This is a genomic window from Jannaschia sp. S6380, from assembly GCF_023015695.1.
In the GTDB taxonomy this organism is placed as follows: Bacteria; Pseudomonadota; Alphaproteobacteria; order Rhodobacterales; family Rhodobacteraceae; genus Jannaschia.
Window position 1 is genome coordinate 559,879 of sequence record NZ_JALKAS010000002.1, and the last position, 23,306, is coordinate 583,184.

A 23,306-nucleotide genomic window follows, 5' to 3' on the forward strand; every position below is an offset into this window, starting at 1 on the left:
GGTCATTCGGTCCTGAGGTCGCGGTCGAGCAGGGTGCGCATCGCATCCTTGACCGTTGCGCGGCCGGCGACAAGGTCGTCGGTCGCCTGCGTCACCGGCATGTCGAGCCCCCGGTCACGCGCCAGGCGCAACACGGCGGTAGCCGTGGCGACGCCCTCGGTCGTGGTGTTCGCGGGTGGATCGCCGCGCCCGAGTGCGTATCCCAGCGCGAAGTTTCGCGACGCGGGCGAGGCGCAGGTCAGCGCGAGGTCGCCCAGGCCAGACAGCCCCATCAGCGTCGCGCGCCGCGCCCCCGCGGCTTCGGCGAAGCGCATGATCTCGGCCATGCCGCGCGTCATCAGGGCGGCCCGCGCCGATTCGCCCAGACCCGCGCCGATCGCCGCGCCGCAGGCAATGGCGACCACGTTCTTGAGCGCGCCGCCAAGCTCCACCCCGGTCACGTCCGTGGTCCGGTAAAGCCGCAGGACGGGCGTCGACAGGGCCGTCTGCAACGACCGTCCGACCCCGTCATCCGCGCACCCCAGCGACAGGGCCGTCGGCAGGCCCCGCGCGATGTCGTCGGCGAAGCTCGGCCCCGAAAGGATCGCCGGTATGGCGCCGGGAACCGCATCGCGCAGGATCGCCGTCGCGCCGTTCAAGGTTGCGAGGTCCAACCCCTTGCAGGCCGCGACGATATGGGCGGGCCCCAGGCGCAGACCCGGAAGGACGATCGCGATGGTCTGCATCGGCAGAGCCACGAGGATCGTGTCGCACACCCGCAGATCGTCGATGTCGCCGGTCGCGATGACGCCATCGGGCAGGGGCGCTTCGGGCAGCCGGGGCAGGCGCCGGGATTGCCGCGCCGCCGCCATGCCTTTGGCGTCGCGCCCCCAGAGACGGATCTCGGCGCCGCTGCGCGCGAGGGCGATCGACAGCGCGGCCCCGAACGCGCCGGCCCCGCAAACGCCGATCATGCCTTGGCCCCGCGCTTGCCCGACCCCAGCATCGGCGCGGACGCCTGATCGAGGGGCCATCGCGGACGGGCGGCCAGCGACAGGTCGTCGAACCGTCCGCTGTCAAACCGCTCGATCCCGGTCCAGGCGATCATCGCGGCGTTGTCGGTGCACAGCGCCTGTGGCGGCGCGACGAAGGGCAGGCCGCGTTCCGCCGCGACGGCCGCCAGCGCGTCGCGCAGCGACCGGTTGGCGGCGACCCCGCCGGCGACGGCGAAGGCCGTCACCTCGCCGGACGCCAGCGCGCGGCGCGATTTCTCGGCCAGGACGTCGCGGATGGCGGCCTGGAATCCCGCGCAGATGTCGGCGCGCGCCGCCCGGGGCAGGCCACCATTCCGCGCGACCTGGGCGTCGCGCGCACGCAGCACGGCGGTCTTGAGCCCGGAGAAGGACATGTCGCACCCGGCCCGGTCCAACAGCGGGCGGGGCAGGGATGTGGGATCCGTACCATCGCGCGCGCAGGCCTCGACGGCCGGACCACCCGGTTGCGGCAGGCCGAGAAGCCGCGCCACCTTGTCGAACGCCTCGCCGGGGGCATCGTCGATCGTGCCGCCAAGGCGGACGAAGGTTTCCGGCCCCTCGACCCGCAGGAACTGGCAGTGTCCGCCCGAAACCAGAAGCATCAGGTACGGAAAGGCCACCCCGTCCGTCAGGCGCGGCGTCAGCGCGTGTCCGGCCAGATGGTTCACGCCCAGAAGGGGCAGGCCGGTCGCCGCCGACAGGGCCTTGGCGCACATCACGCCCGCCAGCACGCCGCCGATCAGACCGGGCCCCGAAGTGACGGCGACGCCAGCGCAATCGGTCAGCGACAGGCCGGCCTCGGTCAACGCGCGTTCGACCGCGATGTCGATCTTCTCGGCATGGGCGCGGGCGGCGATTTCGGGGACCACGCCACCGAAGGCGGCATGCAGGTCGTCCTGTCGCAAGACGACATTCGACAGGATCGTCCCGCGCCCTGTCGCGTCGCGTCGCACGACGGCGGCGGCCGTGTCGTCGCAGGAGCTTTCGAGCCCCAGTATCGTCAGCTCTTGTGCCATTGCGCATCCGGGTCCAGTCTTCGGCCCCGTCTATCGCCTGGCTCCGGGGGGAACAATGCGACCGCTGCCGATCCTGCTGACCCGCCCCGAGGCGCAGGCCCGCGCGCTGGCCGTGCGCCTGGCGGAGGCCGGGGCCGGGCGGATCGTGATCTCGCCGCTACTGCGCATCGTGCCCGTGGGCCGGCTGCCCCCGGCGCCAGAGGCGGTGCTGCTGACATCGGCCAACGCAGTCGCGGTCTGGCGCGAGCTGGGCGGACCGCGCGGTTTGCCGGCCTGGGTCGTGGGATACGGAACGGCCGATCTGGCGCGTGCCGCGGGGTTCGAACTGCGCGGCGTGGCCGAGGATGCCGACGGCCTGGCGAGGCTGGTTCCCGACGATGCGCCGCCACTCGTGCATCTGCGCGGCCGGGTTCAGCGCGGAGATCTTCCGGCCCGGTTGCGGGGCCGCGGACTGTCCGCGACCGACGCGGTGATCTACGACCAGGTCGCCCGGCCCCTGACGGCCGAGGCGCGGCAGGCGATCCTCGGCGGTGCGGTGCTGGCGCCGCTCTACTCGCCGCGCACGGCCGCCCTTCTGGCGGAGATGTGCCCCCCCGGTGGATTGGCGAACCTTCGTCCGATCGCCTTGAGCGAAGCCGTGGCCCAGGCCTTGCCGGTGCCCCCCGTCGCGACCGCCGATCGGCCCGACGGAGCATCCATGATGCGCGCCATCCTTGCGAATTTGCGTCTATCTGCTGTTGAGGGGGGCGGGGGGACGGTCTAGGTATTATCGGACCGGCCCGGGTTTACCCCCCGGGACAGGTCATCAGGCGGGAGGGGGACGTTTTGGCGCGCAGCACGAGAAAACCGCATGCGAAACCCGCATCCGGGCCCGAAAAGGCCCCGGAGGAGACGGTTACGCCCGAGGCCGTGGACGGGGAGGTCGGGGCGACCCCCGATGACGCGACGTCCGCGGGTGCGGACACCTTGCGCGCCGATGCCGCGGACATGCGAACGGACGATGCGCCGGCGGACCCGGACGAGGCGGGCGCGGCCACGGCCGACGACGCGGGCAAGAGCGGCGCGGCCGAAGACGGGGCCGCCGGAGTCGAGGACGCCGTGGTCGTGTCCGAGGACCCGCCGGTGGAAGACCTTGATGGAACGCAGGACGACACCATCGGACCCGGCGCGCGTGGGGAAGACACATCCGCCGATCATATGGAGATCGATTTCGATCGGCCGGGCGAGGGATCGTCGGGCGACGGTCGCAGGGGCGACACGCAAATGGTCGCACCGCCGCCCACGATCGTGGAGCGGCGTGGTCCGGGCTTCGTGCCCCTGGTTCTGGGCGGCCTGCTGGCCGGGGCGATCGGCTACGCGATCCCGACATTCCTGAATCCCGACGATGATGTGCCCGCCGTGGATATCGCGCGGGTCGAAGCGCTGGAGGCGGAGATCGCCCGGCTGAACGCCGAAGTTCCGCCCGATGTCGATCTCTCCGGGTTGGAGGGCGGGCAGGCCGACCTCGGCACGCGCCTGTCGGACCTGTCGGATCGGATCGACGCGCTGGAGGCCCGCCCCGCCCCGGCGGAAGTCGCCGAGACCGCTGCCGAGAATGTCGACCTCAGCGGCTTGCGGGCCGATATCGAGGCGGTGTCGCAGGAGATCGCCGCCCTGCGCGAGGAGTTCGACGGCTCGCGCGAGGAAACCGGCGATCGCGTCGATGGTCTCTCGACCGATCTGGAGGGGTTGCGTGCGGATCTGGGGGGGCGTCTGGACACCGTGGAGACACGGCTGGACGAGGTTTCGACCCTGGCCGAGACTGCCGAGGCCGATGCCGAGGCGCTGGCCCGGGAGGCGGCGCGCAACGAGGTCACGCTCGCCCTGCAATCGGGCGCGCCCTATGCCGAGCCGCTCTCGGTGCTGGAGGATGTGCCCGAGGCGCTCGCCGCGCCGGCCGAGACCGGCGTTCCGACCGTGACCGCGCTGGCCACCGACTTTACGCCGCTCGCCCGCGAGGCGCTGCGCGCCGGACGCGCCGCCGAGGGCGAGACGGGCATGGCCTCGCTCTTCCGCAACGCCGTCAACGCCCGGTCGCTGGAGCCGAGGGAAGGCGACGACACCGACGCCATCCTCAGCCGCGCCGAAGCCGCGCTGCGCGACGGGGATGTCGAGGGCGCGTTGGCCGAAGTGACCGCCCTGCCGGAGGCGGCGCAGGCGGTGCTGGCGGACTGGATCGCACGGGCCCGCACGCGGGTCGACGCGGTGGCCGCGGGCAACGATTTTCTGATGGACGGGTAAGGATTCACGATGCTCTGGTCGCTGTTCAAGATCCTTCTCTTCGTCGCCATCATCGTGGCGCTTGCCTTCGGCGTGCAATGGCTCCTGTCCGTTTCGGGGCAGGTGCTGGTGACCTTCGCGGGGCAGGAATACGTACTGCCGCCGCTGGTCGTGGTGATCGCGGTCCTGGCGCTGATGCTGGTTCTGTGGGTCGTGTTCAAACTGGCGGGCCTGCTGGTCGCCACGCTGCGGTTCATCAACGGCGACGACACGGCGATCGGCCGGTATTTCGACCGCCACCGCGAACGCAAGGGCTACGAGGCATTGTCCGACAGCCTGATCGCGCTGGCCTCGGGCGAGGCGCGGGAGGCGGCGGCAAAGGCGCAGAAGGCCGAGAAGTATCTGCAGAAGCCGGAGGTGACGACGCTGGTCGTGGCCCAGGCGGCCGAGGCCGCCGGCGAGAAGGATCGTGCCCGCGCCGCATGGAAGGAGCTGGTCACCCACGATCGCACGCGGTTCGTCGGCGTCCGTGGCCTGATGCGCCAGAAGCTGGAGGAGGGCGATACCGAGACGGCCATGAAGCTGGCCGAGAAGGCGTTCGCCCTGAAGCCCCGCCATGTCGAGACGCAGGACACGCTGCTTCGCCTGCAAGCCCGCGACGAGAACTGGGACGGTGCCCGCAAGGTCCTGACGGCAAAGCTGAAGGCAGGCGCGCTGCCGAAGGACGTCTACAAGCGCCGCGAGGCGGTGCTGAGCCTGGCCGATGCGCGTGACCAACTGGCCCGTGGTGACGCGGCGAAGGCACGCGCCGAGGCGCTGGAGGCGAACCGCCTGTCGCCGGAACTGGTGCCCGCCGCCGTGCTCGCCGCGCGGATGCATATCGAAAGCGGCGAGTTGCGCAGGGCGGCGAAGGTCCTGAAGGCCGCGCGTGCGAAGACACCGCATCCCGATCTGGCCGCCGCCTTCGCCGATATCGAACCGGGCGAGACGCCCGAGGCCCGCATCAAGCGGTTCCAACCCTTCCTCAAGGTCGCGCCGGATGCGCCGGAGACGAAGATGCTGGAGGCGGAACTCCATCTCGCCGCCGAGGACTTCCCCGGTGCCCGTCGGGCGCTTGGCAACCTGTACGAAAGCCATCCGACCACGCGGTCGCTGACGCTCATGGCGGCGATCGAGCGCGGCGAGGGCGGCTCCGAGGCCGTCGTCCGCGGCTGGCTCGCCAAGGCACTTTCGGCGCCGCGGGGGCCGCAATGGGTCTGCGAGAACTGCGGCACCGTGCATGGCGACTGGATCCCGGTCTGTACGCAATGCGAGGCGTTCGACAGCCTGTCCTGGAAGGAGGTTCCGAGCGGGGCGACGAGCACTGCCGCGCTCTCCTCCGACATGCTGCCCTTGCTGACGGGGCCGGCCGCTGGTGCGGCCCTGGCCCCCGAGGCCGAGCCCGCACCCGCGCCGGAGTCGGACGGCCCGCCCGAGCCGGATCCCGCGCCCGAGGCCGAACCCGCCATGTCCCCGCGTCCCATCGACCCCGACGACGTGGGCACCACGCGCGACGTGGAACACACGGTCATACTACCCGCCGGTGAAAGCCCGCCGGCCCCACAGGACGAGGTTCCGACGACCGGCGGGACGTCGCGGATGTAGGTGCATTTCGGGGCTGGAAACGGCTCCGGACCCCTGCTAGGACCGCGCCACGGTGCCGCTGTAGCTCAGCTGGTAGAGCACGTCATTCGTAATGATGGGGTCGGGGGTTCGAGTCCCTTCAGCGGCACCAGTATTCCACGCAACACACTGAAGTAAGATGCGGGATGACGCTCCAAGGCGTCTTCCTCATTGTCCTTTACCGGCTGGCTCCGGCTCCTCACCATACGGCCGGCCGCCGTCCGTTTTCCGATTTCAGCGATTTCCCGGACCGCTCAGTTGCCTTGCGGATTCTGCCCCTTGCGGCAAGCGTGCCGACAGTTGGTCCTGCCATATCCCTGCCGTCGCGCAGGACTGGAACCCTTCGCGTGGGCGGTGTCTGGGGTTGCCGGTTGGCCAGGCCCCCGTCCCGGCGTTCGGCACGGGCGATCTCACCTGGCATCGCCGGCGGAACCGACGAACAGCGCCCGGAGCAGGTCATGCGCCACGGGAAACCCGCGCCATCGTGATCCGTCCTCTTGTGCGACGGGACGGGCCATGACTACGGTGACGGGGCGGGTCATGGCCGCGCATGCGGGACATGCGTGGCCGGGGCTGCACCGAGGATGCCGGGGGGCGATACTGGATGGCGGAGACCGACGGACGCGTCTTTCTGAAATTCGACGACGTGAAGAAGAGCTACGACCAGAAAAGCCTGGTCGTGAAGGGCTTCGACATCGCGGTCGAGGAGGGCGAGTTCATCACCCTGCTGGGGCCGTCCGGGTCCGGCAAGACGACGGTCCTGATGATGTTGGCCGGGTTCGAGAGCGTCACGTCCGGGACGATCTCTATCCGGGGCCAGTCGATCAACAGGACCGCGCCCTACAAGCGCAACATCGGGATGGTGTTCCAGAACTACGCGTTGTTTCCCCACATGACGGTGGCCGAGAATCTCGGCTATCCGCTGAGCGTGCGGGGCGTCGGTAAAGCGGAGCAGCGAAAGCGGATCGACGAGTATCTGGCGCTTGTCGAGTTGGAAGCATTCGGCAACCGCTATCCCGGCCAGTTATCGGGTGGGCAGCGCCAGCGGGTCGCGCTGGCACGGGCGATGATCTTCGAGCCGACGCTGATCCTGATGGACGAACCGCTGGGCGCGCTCGACAAGAAGCTGCGCGAGCAGATGCAGTACGAGATCACGCGACTGCACGAGAAGCTGGGCTTCACGGTCATCTACGTGACCCACGATCAAGCCGAGGCCTTGTCGATGTCGGATCGCATCGCGGTGTTCAATGACGGCGTGGTGCAACAATGCGCGCCGCCTGCCGACCTTTACGAGCGTCCGACAAATGCGTTCGTGGCCGAATTCATCGGTGAGAACAATTTCATCCACGGCGTCGTCGACCGGATCGAGGGGGGGCGTGCCATCACGTCCGTCCCGGGCGAAGGCAGGATCGTCGCCCAAGCCGCGGGGGGCTTGGCGCAGGGGGATCGCTGCATCGTGTCGATCCGGCCCGAGAAGCTGTTCGTCCAGTCCAGCGGCCACGCCCATGACAACGAGATCGCCGCCAGGTTCGAGGCGCGGATCTATGTCGGTGACTTCATCCGGTACTATTTCCGGCTGGCCGACGGGTCGGAAATCGTCGTCAAGGTGCTCAACGACCTTTCGGCCCCGGAATTCAGCGAGGGCGACACGGGGCGCCTGCAATGGCTCGCATCGGACTGCATCGCGTTTCCCCATTCCGGGGAGATGCCGGATGTCACGGGGTAATCGGGGCCCCGTCGCTTCCCCGAACATGAAGCAAGGAGGATCGCAATGAAGTATCATCTAGTGGCAGCGGCCGGCGCGATGGCGCTCGGCGCGCAGGGCGCGGCGGCGCAGGATCTGACCGTCACGTCCTTCGGCGGCGCCTATGGCGCGGCCCAGCAGGAGCATATGATCGACCCCTATATGGCCGAGTCCGGCGTCAACATCCTGTTCGAGGACTATGGCGGCGGCGTGGCCGAGATGAAGGCCCAGAGCGAGTCGGGCAACATCCAGTGGGACGTGGTCGATATCGAGGTCATCGACCTGGAGCGGGCCTGTTCGGAAGGATATGTCGCGGTCATCGACCACTCGATCCTGCCGCCCGGCGATGACGGGACCCCGGCCGAGGAGGATTTCATCCCCGAGGCGCTGCACGAATGCGGCGTGGGCAACATCGTCTGGTCGATCATCTTCGCCCATGCCGACGACGCCTATCCCGATGGCGGGCCCCAGACGATCGCCGACTTCTTCGACACCGAGGCGTTCCCCGGCAAGCGCGGGCTGCGCAAGCGGCCGCAGGTCAACATGGAATGGGCGCTGATGGCCGATGGCGTCGCGCCCGAGGAGGTCTATGAGCTTCTGGCCACGGAGGAAGGGCAGCAGCGTGCCTTCGACAAGCTCGACACGATCAAGGACGACATCGTCTGGTACGACAGCTGGTCGCAGGCGCCCGTCCTTCTGAACGACGGCGGTGCGCAGATGGTGCAGTCGGCCAACGGTCGCATCTTCGCCGCGATCCAGGACGAGGACGCGCCCTTCACGATGGTCTGGGACAGCCATGTCTACGATCTGGACGTCTGGGCCATTATGGACGGGACCGAGAAGGAAGAGGAGGCGCTGGATTTCATCAAGTTCGCCACGCGGACGGTTCCGCTGTCGGGCATGCAGGATGTCGCCTACGGCCCGACGCGCAAGTCGGCGCAGGACCTGCTGCCGGAGGAGGTAAAGCAGGACCTGCCGACCGCGCATCTCGACGAGGGGCTGAAGGCCGACGGTGTCTTCTGGGCCGATTTCGGCGAGTCGCTGGGCGAGAAGTTCAACGAGTGGCTGCTGCAATAGGCCGCTGACACGACGGCCCCGCGCGCCTCGGCGCGCGGGGCGCAGCTTTCGGGAGATCCCGCATGGGGGACATCACGGCATCACCGCTGACCCGGACCGAGGACGCCCTCGGCGCCGAGGACGCGCGGAATGCCGCGCGCGAGCTGCGGGCACAGCGGCTGCGCGCCTTTCTGTTCGTCCTGCCGCTTCTGATCTTCATCGCCTTCGCCTTCGTCGCGCCCATCGCGTCGATGCTGTTCCGCAGCGCCTACAACCCGACCGTGGCCGAGTTGGTCCCCGCTTCGCTGGAAGCGATCGAGGACTGGGATGGCGAGGGCCGGCCCCCCGACGCCGTCCTGACGCAGTTCGCCCAGGATCTGAAGCGTCTCGCCAACGATCGCACCTCCGGGCAGCTGGCCGAGGAGATCAACCGCTTCCTGCCGGGCACGTCGAGTGTGGTGAAATCGACCGCCCGCCAGCTGCGCCGCGCGGACGACGCCGCGCTGGCCGCCGACGGCCCCGCGCTGCTGCTGGAGGCCAACGACGCCTGGGGCGAGCCCGGTATCTGGCGCGCGCTTCGCAAGGCCGGCCAGGTCTATAGCGCGAGCTACTACCTGACGGCCCTGGACCTGGAGACCACGCGGGACGGATCGATCCAGCCGCGTGATACGCGGATCTATCTGCAACTCTATGGCAAGACGCTGTGGATGGCCTTCATCATCACGGTTCTGACGTTGGTCCTCGGCTATCCGTTGGCCTTCCACATGGCCCACAGTTCGACGGCGCATGCCAACTTCCTGATGGTTTTCGTCCTTCTGCCGTTCTGGACCTCGCTCCTGGTCCGCACCACCTCCTGGATCGCGCTGTTGCAGACCAACGGCGTGGTCAACTCGACGCTGATGGCCCTGGGTGTCACCAACAACCCGCTGGAGCTTCTCTACACGCAGTTCTCCACGATCATCGCGATGACGCATATCCTGCTGCCGTTCATGGTGCTGCCGCTCTATTCGGTCATGCGGGGGATCGACCCCAGCTACATGCGTGCCGCCATGTCCATGGGCAGCCGCCCGATCCCCGCCTTCCTGCGCATCTACCTGCCCATGAGCCTGCCCGGATTGTCGGCCGGCGCGCTGCTCGTCTTCATCATCTCGGTCGGCTACTACATCACGCCGGCCCTGGTCGGCGGCACGGACGGGCAGATGATTTCCAACATCATCGCCTTCCACATGCAACAGTCGAACAACTGGGAACTCGCGGCGGCGCTGGGCTCGCTCCTGCTGGTGCTGATCGTGGCCCTCTACTGGCTCTACGACCGCTTCGTCGGCGCCGGCAACATCAAACTGGGATAGGGCGATGCGGCGGTTCCCCGAGTACTTCACGATCTGGCACATCGCAGGCCACTATGCGCTGCGGATCACGGCCTACCTGGTGCTGGCGTTCCTGATCCTGCCGATCCTGGTGATCGTGCCGCTCTCCTTCAACGCCGAGCCGTTCTTCACCTTCACCGAGGGGATGCTGTCGCTCGACCCCGACGCCTATTCGCTGCGCTGGTACGAGGAAATCCTGACGGATCAGAAATGGACGCTGGCGATCCGGAACAGCTTCATCATCGGGGTCGCGGCGGCGATCCTGGCGACGGTACTGGGGACGGTCGCGGCGGTCGGGCTGGCCTCGCCCCGGATGCCGTTCAAGCGGCTGATCACGGCGCTGCTGCTGTCGCCGATGATCGTGCCGCTGATCATCATCGCGGCGGGCATGTTCTTCTTCTACACGAGCTTCGGCCTTGTCGGGACCTTTCCGGGCCTCATCATCGCCCATGCCGCGCTCGGCGTGCCCTTCGTCATCATCACCGTGACGGCGACGCTGTCGGGCTTCGACCGATCGCTCTTCAGCGCGGGGCTGAGCCTGGGCGCATCGCCGGTGCGGGTGTTCTGGGATGTCGTGATCCCGTTGATCCGTCCGGGCGTGATTTCCGGCGGGCTCTTCGCCTTCGTGACCTCGTTCGACGAAGTCGTCCTCGTCCTGTTCCTCGCCGGGCCCGAGCAGCGCACGATCCCGCGTCAGATGTTCTCGGGCCTGCGCGAACAGATCAACCCCACGATCCTTGCCGTGGCAACGCTGCTGGTGGTGCTGTCGATGGCGCTGCTCGTGACGCTGGAGGTCCTGCGCCGCAGATCCGAAAGGCTGCGCGGCGCGGAATAGGCGGCAGGAAGGGGGGCCTTCCGGGCAAGTCAGCGCCGTCGCCGGTGACCTATTCGAAGTAAGGCAGGCCCTTGGCCTTCGCGGCGCGGACCCAGGACGGCACGAAGGGCACGATCTCGTCCTGGGAGGGCACCATCACCTCGATGAAGCTGGCGCCGGGATGGGCAAGGGCGGTGGCCAGCTTTGCCGCGATCTGGCTTTCGTGGGTGATGCGGTCCGCGGCGAATCCGAACCCTTCGGCGATCTTTCGGTAGTCGACAGCGCCGAAATCCGTGGACCAGGGCGCGTCGACCTCGTCGAGCAGGATCGCCTCGCCCCGGATCCAGCCATAGGTGTCGTTGCGGGTCAGGATCACGGTCACGTTCTTGCCGGATCGCTTGATCGTCTCCATGTCGCCCATGACGAAGGCGAAGGATCCGTCGCCGGTGAAGGACACGATCGGCCCGTCCGTGGCGTGCGACGCGCCGATCGCGGCGGGCACGGAATAGCCGAGCGCGCCCATCGAGTAGTTCGTGATGTAGCGACGCCCCGGCCGCCGGAACGTCAGCAGCGCCGACGGGTAGATCGCGCTCACCCCCGGCTCCGAGGTGACGATGGCATCGTCGGGCATCATGTCGTCCAACGCCTGCGTCAGCTTGACCGGCGAGATCGTGCCTTCGGGCATCGGAATGTTGGCGCTGAAGACCTGGCGCAGGGCTGTGGCCTTCATCTCCGTCAGATCCAGGCGCGGGCGTGTCGTATCCGGATGCTCGGCCTCCAGAAGCGTCAGCATGTAGTCAAGGCTGGCACGGGCGTCGCCGACGAGGCCGAGGTCGACGGGGAAGGTGTTGCCGATATGGGCCTCCGCGATGTCGAGGTGCAGGAAGGTCGTCCTGGCCGGATCGCCATACAGCGTCCAGTGGTTCGTCGCCGCACTGTCGGTGTTCGATCCGATGAAGAACACCGTATCGGCCCGGCCGACGAAGTCGTTGGAATGGGCCATCCCGCCGCGCCCCCCGATCACACGCAGCGCCAGGGGGTGATCCTCGGGGATGGTGCCCTTGCCCGGGGTCGTGGTGCCGACGGGGATCTGCAACCGTTCCGCCAGCGCGAGCACCGCCTCGGACGCCTGCGAGATCAGCGCGCCCTGACCGCAGATCATCACGGGTCGTTCGGCAGCCAGCAGCAGTTGGATTGCCTCACGCAACTTGCCGTGGTCCGCGACGGGGCGGTGGGCCGGGAAGGTGCCGTGATCGAGATCGGCATAGAGGTCCGGGAGGTCCGCCTCCTGGCCGAAGATGTCGATGGGCACGCGGATATGAACCGGGGCCGGGCGGCCCGAGGTGGCGACGCGGAACGCGCGGCGCAGTAGAAACGGGATCTCGTCGGTCCGGGTGACGATGAAGGACTCCTTGCAGATCGACGCATAGAGCGCGGTCTGGTCCACGCCTGTCAGTCCGTGGCGCTTGTCCTGATTGATGGGGATGTCCGAGCTGAAGAAGATGATCGGGACGGAACTCAGGAACGCCTCGGTGATGCCGGGCGTGCAATGAGTGACGCCGGGGCTGGGCGCTTCGAGCACGGCGGGTCGGCCGGTGATCTTGGCGTAGGATTCGGCGGCGAAGGCGGCGGTCCGCTCGTCGCGCGTCAGGACGAACTCGATCCCGGAATGGGCCCGCCATTCCTTGTACCAACCGATCGTCGTCTCGCCCGGCAGCCCGAAGACATGGGTGACGCCGTGCAGCTCCAGCATGGTGAGAAGCGCCTGTGCGCCGTTCAGACGCGCGGGGCCCAGTCGCGTGAGGGGCATCGGTATCTCCCTAAGTCAGAAGGCGCGTCCGGTATCGGGCAAGGGCGTCGGGATCGGGGGCCGTGCCCAGGCCGGGCCTGCGCGGCACGTGGACCTGCCCGTCCCGGACGGGAAACGGGGTCTGCGCGATGTCGGCCTGGGCATAGTAGGTGGACATGTAGAATTCGCAGCCGAGCGTCAGGTCTGGGACCGCGGCCATCAGATGGGCGCCGGCCATGTGGGCGATGGAGGTCTCGAACATGCAGCCGCCATAGACCTCGATCCCCACGGCGCGGGCGATGGCCGCGATCTCCAGGCAACGGCGGACACCGCCGGATTTCATCACCTTGAGCGAGAAGACGTCGGCCATCCTTGCCGCGGCGCCACGCTGGGCCGCACGGACGTCGAAGACGCTTTCGTCGGCCATGATGGGGACGTCGACGGCGCGCGTGATTTCGGCCAGCGCCTCGCGTGCGTGCATCGGGACGGGCTGTTCGACCAGATCGGGGCGGAACGCCTCGAGGTCCCTGATGCGGCGGATCGCGTCGTAGGCGCGCAGGCCCTGGTTGTAGTCGATGCGCAGACGGGCAGCGTCGCCATAGGTTTCGCGCAGACGCTCCAGCCGCATCAGGTCGAAGGCATGGTCGCCGAAGCCGGTCTTGAGCTTGAAGATGCGCACGCCGCTGTCCCAGATCGCGGCGATGTCCTCGAGATCGGCGTCGAAATCGGGATTGGCCACCGAGAAGCTGAGGGGGATCGCGTCGCGGTGGCGCCCGCCGACCATCTCGGCGATGGGTAGCCCCGCGATCTGCCCCGCGAGATCCAGGAGAGCGCATTCCAAGGCGGCCTTCGCCTCGGGGTGGCCGACCAGGACCCGGTCCGCCTGCCACAGGATCGGCTCCACCAGCACAGGGTCGCGCCCGATCACGAGCGGCCGGAAATAGCGGTCGAGCGCGGCGGCGGCGCCTTCCACGGTGCCGGTGAAGACGGGCCAGGGGGACGCCTCGCCCCAGCCGGTCAAACCGCTCCCGGTAGTCAGTTCGCAGAGTACGGCCTCGATCCCGCCGACATCGCCCGATCCATGCGAATGGGTGGCCCGGGCGGGGATGGAAACGCAATGCAGGCGCATGCCGGTGACGCGATGGTCGGTCACGGGGCCTGACCGTCCGGCAGGCGCGTGTCGTCGATACGGTCGCCGAAGCGCCGGGGTGCGAGCGCGGCCTGGAACCACAGCAGATGGGTATAAATGGAGAAGACGGGCCGTCCGGTCGCCGCGCGGATATCGGCGGCGTAGGGAACCATGTTGGTGCATTCCAGCAGGATCGCACCCACATCGGGATGGTCCGCGACAAGGCGGCGCGCGGCGGCGACATTGTCCGCGCGCGCCTGCGCGAAGTCGATCCTTGCGGCATCCGATAGGATCGCCTCGGTGAAGTGGGATCCGGCACCGGTGCCGACGACGGGCGTGCCGGCGGGGATGCCCGCGGCGGCCAGGTGCGCCGCCCCCAGCGTCTCCGCCGAGATGGTGAGGATGCCCAGCCGCCGGTCGGCCGGCAGCGTCTGTTGCACGAGGCCGGCCTGCAGCAGGGACGACGCCGCGACGGGCACGCCCAGCGCGGCGGCCATCTCGGTCTGGAACGGCGCGAGGAACCCGCAATTCGTGGCGATGCCGTCGCAGCCCAGCGCGACCAGTTCCCGACCGGCATCGACGAAAGGCCCCAGCAGATCGGTCGCCTCGCCCCGGACCACGTTCTGGGGCGTCGCCGCGTCCACGCGGTTGTACTGCACCGGAAAGGGCCAGGTCGTCGCGTTGCCGATGTCGCCGGGGATGCGCGGGAACCGCGTGTTCAGCATCAGGATGCCGACACTTGCCCCGAAGACCGTCTTCCCGCCCGCCTGCTCCATGTCAGGACTGCGGCGCGTAGAGGTCGGCGAAGGCATGGCGCACGGCCTCCGCGGCATGCGGCGCGCGCTGCGCGATATGGCTCCGCATGGCCTCGGCCGCCGCCGCCGGATCGCCGGCCGCGATACAGTCCAGGATCGCGAGGTGGCCCTTCGTGGTGGTGCCGCCCTCGGCCCGGAGCATCCGCAGGTCGGCCATCCGCACGAAGCGGATCTTGTCGTAGATATTGACCAGCATCCGCGCCAGTTCGGGGTTGGCGGACAGGCCGGTCACGCGGTCATGGAACGCCTCGTCCAACTCCAGCAGGTGTCCGGGGTCCGTCGATCCGGCATAATCCGCGGCGGTCGTGCCCAGCCAGTCGCGGATCGCCGCGATGTCGTCGGCCGTCGCCCGGGCCGTCGCCGCGCGCACCGCCTCACATTCAATGGCCATGCGCGCCTGGTAGAGATGGCGGATCCGCGTGCCCGACAACTCTCGGCAATAGAAGCCACGCCCGGCCCGGATATCCACGAACCCTTCGGCGGCGAGCCGATTGAGCGCCTCGCGCAGCGGCGTACGACTTGCCCCCAATTCGCGTGAGAGGGCCGACTCGTTGATCCGTTCGCCCGGCTTGAACGCGAAGGAGGACGCCTTCGCACGCAGGGCGCCGTAGACCTTTCCGACCGTGTCTTCGGTTTCCGGCTCGACGATGCCCATCGCCCTCTCTCCCTCGCTCGCGGGGTCAGACTAGCGTCAGACTTGCATTGAAGGCAATCCTGTGCCCTGATCCGTATACAGATCCGACGCGATATTTCGGCACGTCCGTCCGACGAAGTCCGATGGTCGGAACGCGGGGGGAGGGCGCCCATCACCGAGCGCATCATCATAGCCGGCGCCGGCATCGTGGGCATGTCGACCGCGATCTGGCTGCGCCGTTTCGGCGAGGCGGAGGTCGTCGTGATCGACCGCTTGCCGCCCGGCGAAGGCACGTCGCATGGCAATGCCGGCGTCGTCGCCGCCTGCTCCGTCGCGCCGGTCACGGCCCCCGGCCTGATCGCCAAGGCGCCGCGGATGCTGATGAACCCGGATTTCCCGCTGTTCCTGCGATGGGGCTATCTGCCCAGGCTGTTGCCGTGGTTGCGCAAGTACCTGTCGCATGCAAACGACGCAGACACGCGCCGGATCGCCCTGGGGCTGGAGAAGATCGTGGGCGACGGCGTCGCGCAGCACAAGGCGTTGACGGCGGGGACGGACGCCGCCGATTGGTTGACGGAAAGCGACTATTCCTTTGCCTATGCGGACCGTGCGGCCTTCGAGGCGGATGCCTATACCTGGGCGCTGCGCCGGGAGGCGGGTTTCGTGCCCGAGATCGCCGAAGGCCCCGCCGTGCAGGAGCGGGAGCCGAGCCTGTCGACCGGGATCGGTCTGCTGGCCACGATGACAGACCATGCCTTCGTCCGCGATCCCGGCGCGTATACCAAGGCGCTGGCCGATGTGTTCGAGGGGATGGGCGGCACGATCCTGCGTGCCGAGATCACCGACGTGGAGCTGGCGGACGGCAAGGTCACGGCCGTATTGACGAACGGGGGACGCCAGCCCTGCGACCGGGCGATCCTGGCGACAGGCGTCTGGTCCGGCCCGCTGATGGCCAAGCTGGGCCTGTCCATCCCGATCGAGACCGAACGTGGTTATCACATCATCTTCGAGGACGCCTCCGGCGGCCCTTCGCATCCGGTCATGGTGGCCAGCGGGAAATTTGTCGCCACGCCGATGGATGCCGGTCTGCGCTGTGCCGGCGTGGTGGAGTTCGGCGGGCTGAAGGCCGGGCCGTCCCGGCCGGCGCTCGACCTGCTGCGACGCAAGGCCCGGGCGGCCTTTCCCAACCTGCGATACGGCGGGGAGGTCGAGTGGCTGGGCCACCGTCCCGCGCCCTCCGACAGCCTGCCCCTGATCGGCGAGGTGCGCGATAGCGGCATCTTCACGGCCTTCGGCCACCATCACATCGGGCTGACGGGCGGGCCCAAGACGGGCCGCATCGTCGCGGGCCTCGTGGCCGGAAAGCCCGTGAACACCGACCTGCGGGCTTTCGATCCGATGCGTTTCGCGTAGGGTCGTAACCAAACGGGGCTGCGGCCCGACAAGGGCTCCGGAGGAACGAGCCGACCACCAAGAGGGAGAAGAAGATGACCAAGTTCACCAAGACCTGCCTGCCGCTGATCGGGGCAGCCCTGTGCGCGGCGCCAGCGCTCGCCCAGGAAAAGTGGGATCTGCCGATGGCCTATGCCGGCTCCAACTTCCATTCGGTCACCGGCGCCGAGTTCGCGCAATGCATCACCACCGGAACCGGCGGCGAGATCGAGGTGACGACCCACCCCTCCGGCTCGCTCTTCGCGGGTGCCGACATCAAGCGCGCGGTGCAGACGGGCCAGGTGCCCATCGGTGAGCGGCTTCTCTCGGGCCACCAGAACGAGGACGCGCTGTTCGGGTGGGATTCCATCCCGTTTCTGGTCTCGTCCTTCGACGAGCACGACAAGCTCTATGAAATCGTCAAGCCGCATCTCGAGGAGCTGCTGGCCGAACAGAACCTGACGCTGCTCTATTCTGCGCCTTGGCCGCCCCAGGGGCTCTACTTCGACCGCGAGATCAACTCCGTCGCCGAGATGGAGGGGATCAAGTTCAGGTCCTACAACAATGCCACCAACCGCCTGGCGGAGCTGACCGGCATGCTGCCCGTGCAGATCGAGGCGGCCGAGATCAGCCAGGCCTTCGCCACCGGCGTGGCCGAATCGATGGTTTCGTCGGGGGCCACGGGCTACGACCGCAAGGTCTGGGAGAGCCTGAGCCACTTCTACTCGGTCGATGCCTGGCTGCCGCGCAATTACATGCTCATCAATTCCGACGTCTGGGAGGGTGTGTCCGAGGGCAACAAGAACGTCATCGAGGCTTGTGCGCAGATGGCCGAATACGCGGCGACATGGCGCGCGAAGGAGTACACAGGCTTCACCCTGGCGGGCCTTCGTGACGGCGGCATGACGGTCGAGCCGGCCAACGACGCCCTGATGGAAGAGCTCAAGGCCATCGGTGACACGATGACGGAGGAATGGCTGGAGGCCGCCGGCGAGACGGGCGCCGAGATCGTCGACAGCTACGGCGCGGCCCAGTAGGCCCGTCGCCCCGGCCCGCCTTATGGACGGCGGGTCGGGGCGGATCCCATTCCAACGCGGGAGAGAGGCCATGACCGCTGCCCTTCGCGGCCTCCGCCGCGTGCTCGACCTTCTCTATCTGGCTGCCGGTGTGCTGGCCGCGCTCTGCCTCGTGGCGATCCTGCTGCTGATCGTGGCGCAGATGGTCGCGCGCTGGACGGGCGAAATCTTCCCGGGCGCCGCGAACTACGCGGGCTACGCCATGGCCGCGGCCAGCTTCTTCGCCTTCGCCAATGCGTTGAACCGGGGCGCGCATATCCGCGTGTCGCTGGTCCTCAACAGCGTGCCCGCCGGCATCCGGCGTTTGATGGAGATCTGGTGCTTCGCGGTCGCGACGGCGGTGGCGTGGTACTTCACCTATTATGCCTACTGGTTCACCTATTGGTCGTGGAAGTTCGGCGAGGTCAGTCAGGCCCAGGACGCGACACCTATCTGGATTCCCCAGTCGGTGATGGTTCTGGGCGGCGGCATCCTCGCCATCGCGCTGACGGACAACCTGTTGCACGTCATCTTCCGGGGGGATCACCGCATCACGCGCGACATCGTCGACCAAAGCTACGCGGAGTAGGGCATGGAAGAACTTGCCGCCATCGGATTGTTCCTCGGGGTCCTTTTCCTGTTGCTGGGCACCGGCGTTTGGGTCGGCCTCGCGCTGATGGGCGTCGCCTGGGTGGGCATGGAGCTTTTCACCACGCGTCCCGTCGGTGACACGATGGTCACGACGATCTGGGCCTCTTCTTCGAGCTGGACGCTGACGGCATTGCCGCTGTTCATCTGGATGGGCGAGATCCTGTTCCGCACGCGCCTGTCGGAGGACATGTTCCGCGGCCTCAGCCCCTGGCTGGCGCGGCTGCCGGGGGGGCTGGTGCATACCAACATCGTCGGCTGCACGGTTTTCGCCGCCGTGTCGGGTTCGTCTGCGGCCACGCTGACGACGGTGGGCAAGATGTCCATCCCCGAACTGCGTGCCCGCGACTATCCCGAGCGCATCGTGATCGGAACGCTGGCGGGCGCGGCGACGCTGGGCCTGATGATCCCGCCATCGCTGGCGCTGATCGTCTACGGGGTGACGGTCAATGAATCGATCACCCAGCTTTTCTTCGCCGGTGTGTTTCCCGGCCTGTGCCTCGCGCTGATGTTCATGGCTTATGTCGCGATCTTCTCCAAGGTGTCGGGGTCTTGGAATCCCAAGCAGGAAACCGGCATGTCGTTCGTCGACAAGCTGCGGAATTCGCGCTTCCTGATCCCGGTCCTGTGCCTGATCTTCGTGGTCATCGGCTCCATGTACGCGGGCTACGCCACCGCGACCGAGGCGGCGGCCATCGGCGTCATCGGCGCGCTGGCGCTGGCGGCGGGGCAACGATCGCTCACCTGGGGCACCTTCACCGAAAGCCTGATGGGCGCCACGCGAACCTCGGCGATGATCGCATTGATCCTGGCCGGTGCGGCCTTCCTAAAGCTTGCGATGGGTTTCACCGGATTGCCGCGCGCGCTGGCCGACGGGATTGCCACCATGGACCTGTCGCGGTTCGAGCTGCTGATGATCCTGATGGTATTCTACATCGTGCTGGGCATGTTCCTCGACGGCATCTCCTCGGTGGTGCTGACCATGGCAGTGGTCGAGCCGATGGTCCGCGAGGCGGGGATCGACCTGATCTGGTTCGGCATCTTCGTCGTCGTCGTGGTTGAGATGGCGCAGATCACGCCGCCTATCGGCTTCAACCTTTTCGTGCTGCAGGGCATGACCGAACACGAAATGGGCTACATCACCCGCGCCGCCCTGCCGATGTTCGCGATCATGGTCCTGATGTGCTTCGTCCTGATCTGGTTTCCGGACGTCGCGATGTGGCTACCCGAAACCATGCGGCAAGCGCCGGGATAGACGTGATCCGGCTCCTCGCCTGGATCGGCCGGTATGGGCGTCACTGCCTGATCGGGGGCCTCTGCGCCGGGCTGTTGTTGCCGGACCTGGCCGAGATGCTGCGCCCCTGGGTGGGACATCTGGTCGGTCTGTTGCTGTTCGTGACCGCGATCCGCGTCGGCGCGGGACGTGCCCTCGGTGCGTTGGACAGGCTGGCCCCCAGCATCGGCCGGGTTGTCGTCCTGCAAATTGTCGCGCCGCTTATGGCGGTCGCGATCTTCGCGCTGGCCGGCGTTTCGCAGTGGCCGCTTGCCCTGGCGATCTCGCTGATGCTGGCGGCGCCCTCGCTCACCGGCGCGCCGAACTTCGCCATCATGGTCGGGCGGGATCCGTCGCCCGGGATGCAGCTGCTGGTCCTGGGCACGGCACTGTTCCCGGTCACGGCCATGCCGGTTCTGCTGATCCTCGATCCCGCGGGGCAGGGCGCGGTCGGGGCGCTGCAACTCGCGGCGGGGTTGATGGGGGCGATCCTGCTGGCGGTGGGTCTGGGCTTCGCGGCCCGGCGCTTGCTGCCCCGGCTGGGCGCCCCCGACGCACAGGCCGCGCTGGACGGGGCCGCCGCCCTGTTGCTGGCCGTTGTCGTCGTCGGCCTGATGAGCGCGATCGGACCCCTGTTGCGAAGCGACCCGCTGCGGCTGGCCGGCTGGCTCGCCGTGGCGTTCGCCGTCAACCTGCTGCTCGTCGCCGGGGCCATGGCCGTCTGCCGCCGTGCCCGTCTCCGCGCGCCGGTCGCAACGGCGATCTACGCGGGGAACCGCAATATCGCGCTCTTCCTCATCGTGCTGCCGCCCGAGGTCGCGGCGCCCCTGATGATCTTCGTCGGTTGCTACCAAGTTCCGATGTACCTCACTCCGGTCCTGATCCAGCACCTCGACCGCCACATGGACGCGTGACGGAAATGGAACATGGGCGAAGCCCGGGAGGCCGCGCGGCGAGGGTATCCCGTGGAGGGCCGGGCGCGATCGATTGACGAATCGCCGTATCCGAAACCAGTGTTTCGAACTTATGGAAACTACGCGGATGTAGATGCGATCGGGAATGTCCCTCCAAGCGCTCGAGGTCTTCGAGACGGTCGCGCGGACCCGCTCCCTGCGCCATGCCGCCCGGGAACTCGACATCTCCATCAGCTCGGTCTTTCACCACCTCGCCAGGCTGGAGGGTGAGCTGGGCACGACGCTCCTGGATCGGGGGCGCCGTCCCCTGCGGCTGACCGCACAGGGGCAGAACTTCCTGCTTCGCATAGAGGAGGGGCTGCGCCAGATCCGGCTCGCGCGGAGCGAGACCGAAATCGGTGCCGTCTCCGCTACGCGTGTGCTTCGGCTGGGGCTCATCGACGAGCTGGAGGGACGGATCGGCCCCGACCTTGCCCTGGCCCTGGCACGGACGATGCCGCGGGCGTCGCTCTCGGTTCGCAGCCTGACCAGCCTCGACGCGCTCGAACAGCTGGCCGCGCGGGAGATCGATTTCGCCGTCGCGGCGGACGCGGGCGCCGTGCCGTCAGGGCTGACCGTGCAACCGCTCTTGCGCGACCCATTCGTGATGGCAGTGGCGAAAGACGACGACACTCCGCCGATCGCGCACCTGCAGGGCGACGGCCTGCCGATGCTGCGCTACGCCGCGCGCCATCTGCTGGGACGCCAGATCGATGCGCAGCTGCGACGCAACGGCCTCGCACCCGCCTCGCGATACGAGTTCGACGAGACCGCCTCGATCCTGGCGCTTGTCGCGGCGGGGCAGGGCTGGGCCGTGACCACCCCGGTGGCCTATGAACGGGTCTGGCGCTATCGCGACGCGGTGCGTCTGCAGCCCCTGCCGATCCCCGCCTTCTCTCGCCACGTCGCCCTTTTCGGCCGGGGCGACGGGCCGCGGGACGTCGGCTCGCGGATCGCGGATTTGCTGCGCGATCTGCTCGTCGAAGCCTGCGTGGCCCCCGCCACCGAACGGTTCCCCTGGCTGCGCGACCACCTTCGGCCAGAGGGCGTCAATCCCTGATCGGTGCGAGGTCGCGCATGGCCGCGTCCTGGTCCGGCGTCAGGTAGTCGGGGCGGTGCGTCTTCAGGATGCCGCGCGCGCGCCCGCGCGCACGGCCCCATGCGTCTTGGGCGCCTTCCTCGGCCCATTGCGACGGTGGGACGCGGTCGGCGAGGGCGGGATAGTGGTAATCGCGTTCCATCGCGGCATAGGTCTGTGGGTGCCCGAGGAAGTGACCCTCGCCCAGCACGGCTTCGCGGATCGCCTCGAAGCCCAGGGTGGTCTCGTCCACCTCGACCCCGCGCAGGATACGGTAGATGGCCGAATGCATCTCGTCGTCGAGCACGAAGGCCTCGAAGGACGCGCCGAGCAGGGAGGCGGTCATGCCCGAGGACTCGTAGATCAGGTTGCCCCCCGCGAGCCCTGCGGCGAGCGCGGTCAGCGCCTTTTCGGAGCCGTGCTGCGCGTCGATCGACTTGGCGTCCGTCATCGAGGCCGCGACGCCCGAGGGCAGGCCCAACCGGTTCGTAAGCTGCGCCGAGGCCGCGTTGAGCACCGCGATCTCGCCGCCGCCGCCGGTGAATGCCCCGGTGCGCAGGTCGACCACCAGCGGCCAGTTCGAGAACACCATCGGAAAGCCGGGCCGGATCGCGTTCACCGCGACCAGGGAGGCCAGCGTCTCGGCCAGGGATTGCGCCAGAAACCCGGCCAGCGTGGCGGGCGCGGTGGCACCCGATTGCGCGGCGGTGATGCAAGAGACGGGAATGCCCGCCGCCAGGCAACCATAGAGGACCGCGACGGCGTCCTCTCCGAACCGCATCGGCGAGATCACCGGGCTGATATGCGTCGTGAGGAAGGGCCGTTCGGCGAAGGCCCCCGGCCCGCCCGCCGCGATGTCGAGCATTGCGATCAGCGGCGGCATCGTCGCGGCCGTCGTGAAAGAGGTGGCCACGGGCTTGGTCGTGTTGGCGAGCAGCGCATGCAGCGTGTTCGCGTCGAGGTCCAGATCGGACGGCATGTCCGTCGCGACGCAGCAGCGCGTGAACCACGACACGTTGGCGAGCGTGTCCTGCAACCGGGTGAAGTCGCGCAGATCCGCGAGGGTGGAGGGCCGGTAGAGCCCGGTGTCGAGGTCCAGCACCTGCACAGCCGCCCCGCCCGTCCCGAAATGGACCGCGTCGCCGCCGATTTCGATCGACCGCGCCGGGTCGCGCCCATGAAGCGTGAAACGCTTCGCGGCCAGATCGATCGCGCGCCGCGTGGTCTTGCGCGGGATCAGGATACGGTCGCCGGCCCGTTCGGCGCCTGCGGCCAGCAGGTCGCGCGCCAGCCGGTCGGGCACCTCGCCCATGCCGAGTTCGGCCAACAGCCGCAGCGCGGTGTCCGTGATCGCGTCGAGCTGCGCCTCGGTCAGCGGGCGGTACATCCCGCCACGCTGGCCCGGCGGGCAGGGGTTCTGGACCGGTGGGGCGGCCCGTTGGGCGACCCGCGCGCGCCGCCCGCCGGCCCTCTTGCGCCCGACCTCGCCCATCCGAACCTCCCGCATGTCAAGCTCACCCCCCACATCTGCGCCCACGGGGGACGTCGGGGCAAGCGCCGTCTCGGCCTC

At 68.4% G+C, this 23,306-nt stretch carries 20 protein-coding genes and 1 tRNA gene; 14 read left to right on the forward strand and 7 right to left on the reverse strand.

All coding sequences use genetic code 11. The annotated features are described in order from the left end of the window. Positions 1–2: 2 nt before the first annotated feature. Positions 3–953 (reverse strand): NAD(P)H-dependent glycerol-3-phosphate dehydrogenase, encoded by a 951-nt coding sequence (locus MWU52_RS15810; protein WP_246953956.1) that lies wholly within the window; start codon positions 951–953, stop codon positions 3–5. Continuing rightward, on the reverse strand, positions 950–2,029 hold the full coding sequence (gene tsaD, locus MWU52_RS15815) for a tRNA (adenosine(37)-N6)-threonylcarbamoyltransferase complex transferase subunit TsaD (RefSeq protein WP_246953958.1): 1,080 nt from the start codon (positions 2,027–2,029) through the stop codon (positions 950–952). Before tsaD ends, MWU52_RS15810 begins: the two co-directional genes overlap by 4 nt. Positions 2,030–2,084: 55 nt before the next feature. On the opposite strand from tsaD, the gene MWU52_RS15820 reads away from it, so the two are divergent. The 8 genes from MWU52_RS15820 (at position 2,085) to MWU52_RS15855 (ending at position 10,952) form a co-directional block, all read left to right on the forward strand. Beyond that, a complete protein-coding gene (locus MWU52_RS15820) occupies positions 2,085–2,792 on the forward strand; it encodes a uroporphyrinogen-III synthase (protein ID WP_246953960.1) in 708 nt (235 codons plus the stop codon). Between the two features lie 224 nt (positions 2,793–3,016). Further along, a complete protein-coding gene (locus MWU52_RS15825) occupies positions 3,017–4,309 on the forward strand; it encodes a mitofilin family membrane protein (protein WP_246953962.1) in 1,293 nt (430 codons plus the stop codon). Positions 4,310–4,318: 9 nt separating this feature from the next. Then, positions 4,319–5,932 (forward strand): heme biosynthesis HemY N-terminal domain-containing protein, encoded by a 1,614-nt coding sequence (locus tag MWU52_RS15830; protein ID WP_246953964.1) that lies wholly within the window; start codon positions 4,319–4,321, stop codon positions 5,930–5,932. A 54-nt stretch (positions 5,933–5,986) separates the two neighbouring features. After that, positions 5,987–6,062 (forward strand) — tRNA-Thr (locus MWU52_RS15835). Positions 6,063–6,500: 438 nt separating this feature from the next. After that, positions 6,501–7,676, forward strand: coding sequence for an ABC transporter ATP-binding protein (locus MWU52_RS15840; RefSeq protein WP_348645526.1), 1,176 nt, complete (start codon positions 6,501–6,503; stop codon positions 7,674–7,676). Positions 7,677–7,721: 45 nt separating this feature from the next. Then, on the forward strand, positions 7,722–8,771 hold the full coding sequence (locus tag MWU52_RS15845) for an ABC transporter substrate-binding protein (RefSeq protein WP_246953966.1): 1,050 nt from the start codon (positions 7,722–7,724) through the stop codon (positions 8,769–8,771). A 62-nt stretch (positions 8,772–8,833) separates the two neighbouring features. Further along, positions 8,834–10,099 (forward strand): ABC transporter permease, encoded by a 1,266-nt coding sequence (locus tag MWU52_RS15850; protein ID WP_246953967.1) that lies wholly within the window; start codon positions 8,834–8,836, stop codon positions 10,097–10,099. A gap of 4 nt (positions 10,100–10,103) precedes the next feature. Further along, positions 10,104–10,952, forward strand: a complete 849-nt coding sequence (locus MWU52_RS15855; RefSeq protein ID WP_246953969.1) for an ABC transporter permease — start codon at positions 10,104–10,106, stop codon at positions 10,950–10,952. 49 nt (positions 10,953–11,001) lie between these two features. Here the strand turns inward: MWU52_RS15855 and MWU52_RS15860 are convergent, their stop codons facing one another. Genes MWU52_RS15860 through MWU52_RS15875 form a run of 4 tightly spaced genes read right to left on the reverse strand, consistent with a single transcriptional unit; the run spans position 11,002 to position 15,319 of the window. Then, positions 11,002–12,741 (reverse strand): thiamine pyrophosphate-binding protein, encoded by a 1,740-nt coding sequence (locus MWU52_RS15860; protein WP_246953971.1) that lies wholly within the window; start codon positions 12,739–12,741, stop codon positions 11,002–11,004. Positions 12,742–12,751: 10 nt separating this feature from the next. Beyond that, positions 12,752–13,873, reverse strand: a complete 1,122-nt coding sequence (locus MWU52_RS15865; protein ID WP_246953973.1) for an enolase C-terminal domain-like protein — start codon at positions 13,871–13,873, stop codon at positions 12,752–12,754. Continuing rightward, positions 13,870–14,625 (reverse strand): aspartate/glutamate racemase family protein, encoded by a 756-nt coding sequence (locus tag MWU52_RS15870; protein ID WP_246953975.1) that lies wholly within the window; start codon positions 14,623–14,625, stop codon positions 13,870–13,872. Before MWU52_RS15870 ends, MWU52_RS15865 begins: the two co-directional genes overlap by 4 nt. Position 14,626: 1 nt before the next feature. Continuing rightward, positions 14,627–15,319: a GntR family transcriptional regulator gene (locus MWU52_RS15875; protein ID WP_246953977.1), complete on the reverse strand. Its 693-nt coding sequence runs from the start codon at positions 15,317–15,319 to the stop codon at positions 14,627–14,629. A gap of 150 nt (positions 15,320–15,469) precedes the next feature. Between MWU52_RS15875 and MWU52_RS15880 the strand changes: the two genes are divergently transcribed. The 6 genes from MWU52_RS15880 (at position 15,470) to MWU52_RS15905 (ending at position 21,718) form a co-directional block, all read left to right on the forward strand. Further along, positions 15,470–16,711: an FAD-dependent oxidoreductase gene (locus MWU52_RS15880; RefSeq protein WP_348645532.1), complete on the forward strand. Its 1,242-nt coding sequence runs from the start codon at positions 15,470–15,472 to the stop codon at positions 16,709–16,711. A gap of 74 nt (positions 16,712–16,785) precedes the next feature. After that, positions 16,786–17,766, forward strand: a complete 981-nt coding sequence (locus MWU52_RS15885) for a TRAP transporter substrate-binding protein (RefSeq protein ID WP_246953982.1) — start codon at positions 16,786–16,788, stop codon at positions 17,764–17,766. Between the two features lie 70 nt (positions 17,767–17,836). Further along, a complete protein-coding gene (locus MWU52_RS15890) occupies positions 17,837–18,373 on the forward strand; it encodes a TRAP transporter small permease (RefSeq protein WP_246953984.1) in 537 nt (178 codons plus the stop codon). Positions 18,374–18,376: 3 nt separating this feature from the next. Further along, positions 18,377–19,687: a TRAP transporter large permease subunit gene (locus MWU52_RS15895; RefSeq protein ID WP_246953986.1), complete on the forward strand. Its 1,311-nt coding sequence runs from the start codon at positions 18,377–18,379 to the stop codon at positions 19,685–19,687. 2 nt (positions 19,688–19,689) lie between these two features. Continuing rightward, positions 19,690–20,619, forward strand: coding sequence for a hypothetical protein (locus MWU52_RS15900; protein WP_246953988.1), 930 nt, complete (start codon positions 19,690–19,692; stop codon positions 20,617–20,619). Positions 20,620–20,764: 145 nt separating this feature from the next. Next, the gene (locus tag MWU52_RS15905) at positions 20,765–21,718 is read left to right on the forward strand and encodes a LysR family transcriptional regulator (protein ID WP_246953990.1); all 954 of its coding nucleotides are present in this window, start codon (positions 20,765–20,767) and stop codon (positions 21,716–21,718) included. On the opposite strand, the gene MWU52_RS15910 is transcribed toward MWU52_RS15905, so the two are convergent. Beyond that, positions 21,708–23,243, reverse strand: coding sequence for a trimethylamine methyltransferase family protein (locus MWU52_RS15910; protein ID WP_246953992.1), 1,536 nt, complete (start codon positions 23,241–23,243; stop codon positions 21,708–21,710). The two genes, MWU52_RS15905 and MWU52_RS15910, sit on opposite strands and share 11 nt — an antisense overlap. Positions 23,244–23,306: the final 63 nt, after the last annotated feature.

Coding starts and splice junctions, on each gene's coding strand:
- MWU52_RS15895 (WP_246953986.1), top strand. CDS start 18,377: ATGGAAGAACTTGCCGCCATCGGATTGTTCCTCGGGGTCCTTTTCCTG.
- MWU52_RS15885 (WP_246953982.1), top strand. CDS start 16,786: ATGACCAAGTTCACCAAGACCTGCCTGCCGCTGATCGGGGCAGCCCTG.
- MWU52_RS15845 (WP_246953966.1), top strand. CDS start 7,722: ATGAAGTATCATCTAGTGGCAGCGGCCGGCGCGATGGCGCTCGGCGCG.
- MWU52_RS15850 (WP_246953967.1), top strand. CDS start 8,834: ATGGGGGACATCACGGCATCACCGCTGACCCGGACCGAGGACGCCCTC.
- tsaD (WP_246953958.1), bottom strand. CDS start 2,029: ATGGCACAAGAGCTGACGATACTGGGGCTCGAAAGCTCCTGCGACGAC.
- MWU52_RS15890 (WP_246953984.1), top strand. CDS start 17,837: ATGACCGCTGCCCTTCGCGGCCTCCGCCGCGTGCTCGACCTTCTCTAT.
- MWU52_RS15855 (WP_246953969.1), top strand. CDS start 10,104: ATGCGGCGGTTCCCCGAGTACTTCACGATCTGGCACATCGCAGGCCAC.
- MWU52_RS15810 (WP_246953956.1), bottom strand. CDS start 953: ATGATCGGCGTTTGCGGGGCCGGCGCGTTCGGGGCCGCGCTGTCGATC.
- MWU52_RS15840 (WP_348645526.1), top strand. CDS start 6,501: ATGCGGGACATGCGTGGCCGGGGCTGCACCGAGGATGCCGGGGGGCGA.
- MWU52_RS15875 (WP_246953977.1), bottom strand. CDS start 15,319: ATGGGCATCGTCGAGCCGGAAACCGAAGACACGGTCGGAAAGGTCTAC.
- MWU52_RS15860 (WP_246953971.1), bottom strand. CDS start 12,741: ATGCCCCTCACGCGACTGGGCCCCGCGCGTCTGAACGGCGCACAGGCG.
- MWU52_RS15830 (WP_246953964.1), top strand. CDS start 4,319: ATGCTCTGGTCGCTGTTCAAGATCCTTCTCTTCGTCGCCATCATCGTG.
- MWU52_RS15905 (WP_246953990.1), top strand. CDS start 20,765: ATGTCCCTCCAAGCGCTCGAGGTCTTCGAGACGGTCGCGCGGACCCGC.
- MWU52_RS15870 (WP_246953975.1), bottom strand. CDS start 14,625: ATGGAGCAGGCGGGCGGGAAGACGGTCTTCGGGGCAAGTGTCGGCATC.
- MWU52_RS15820 (WP_246953960.1), top strand. CDS start 2,085: ATGCGACCGCTGCCGATCCTGCTGACCCGCCCCGAGGCGCAGGCCCGC.
- MWU52_RS15910 (WP_246953992.1), bottom strand. CDS start 23,243: ATGCGGGAGGTTCGGATGGGCGAGGTCGGGCGCAAGAGGGCCGGCGGG.
- MWU52_RS15825 (WP_246953962.1), top strand. CDS start 3,017: ATGCGAACGGACGATGCGCCGGCGGACCCGGACGAGGCGGGCGCGGCC.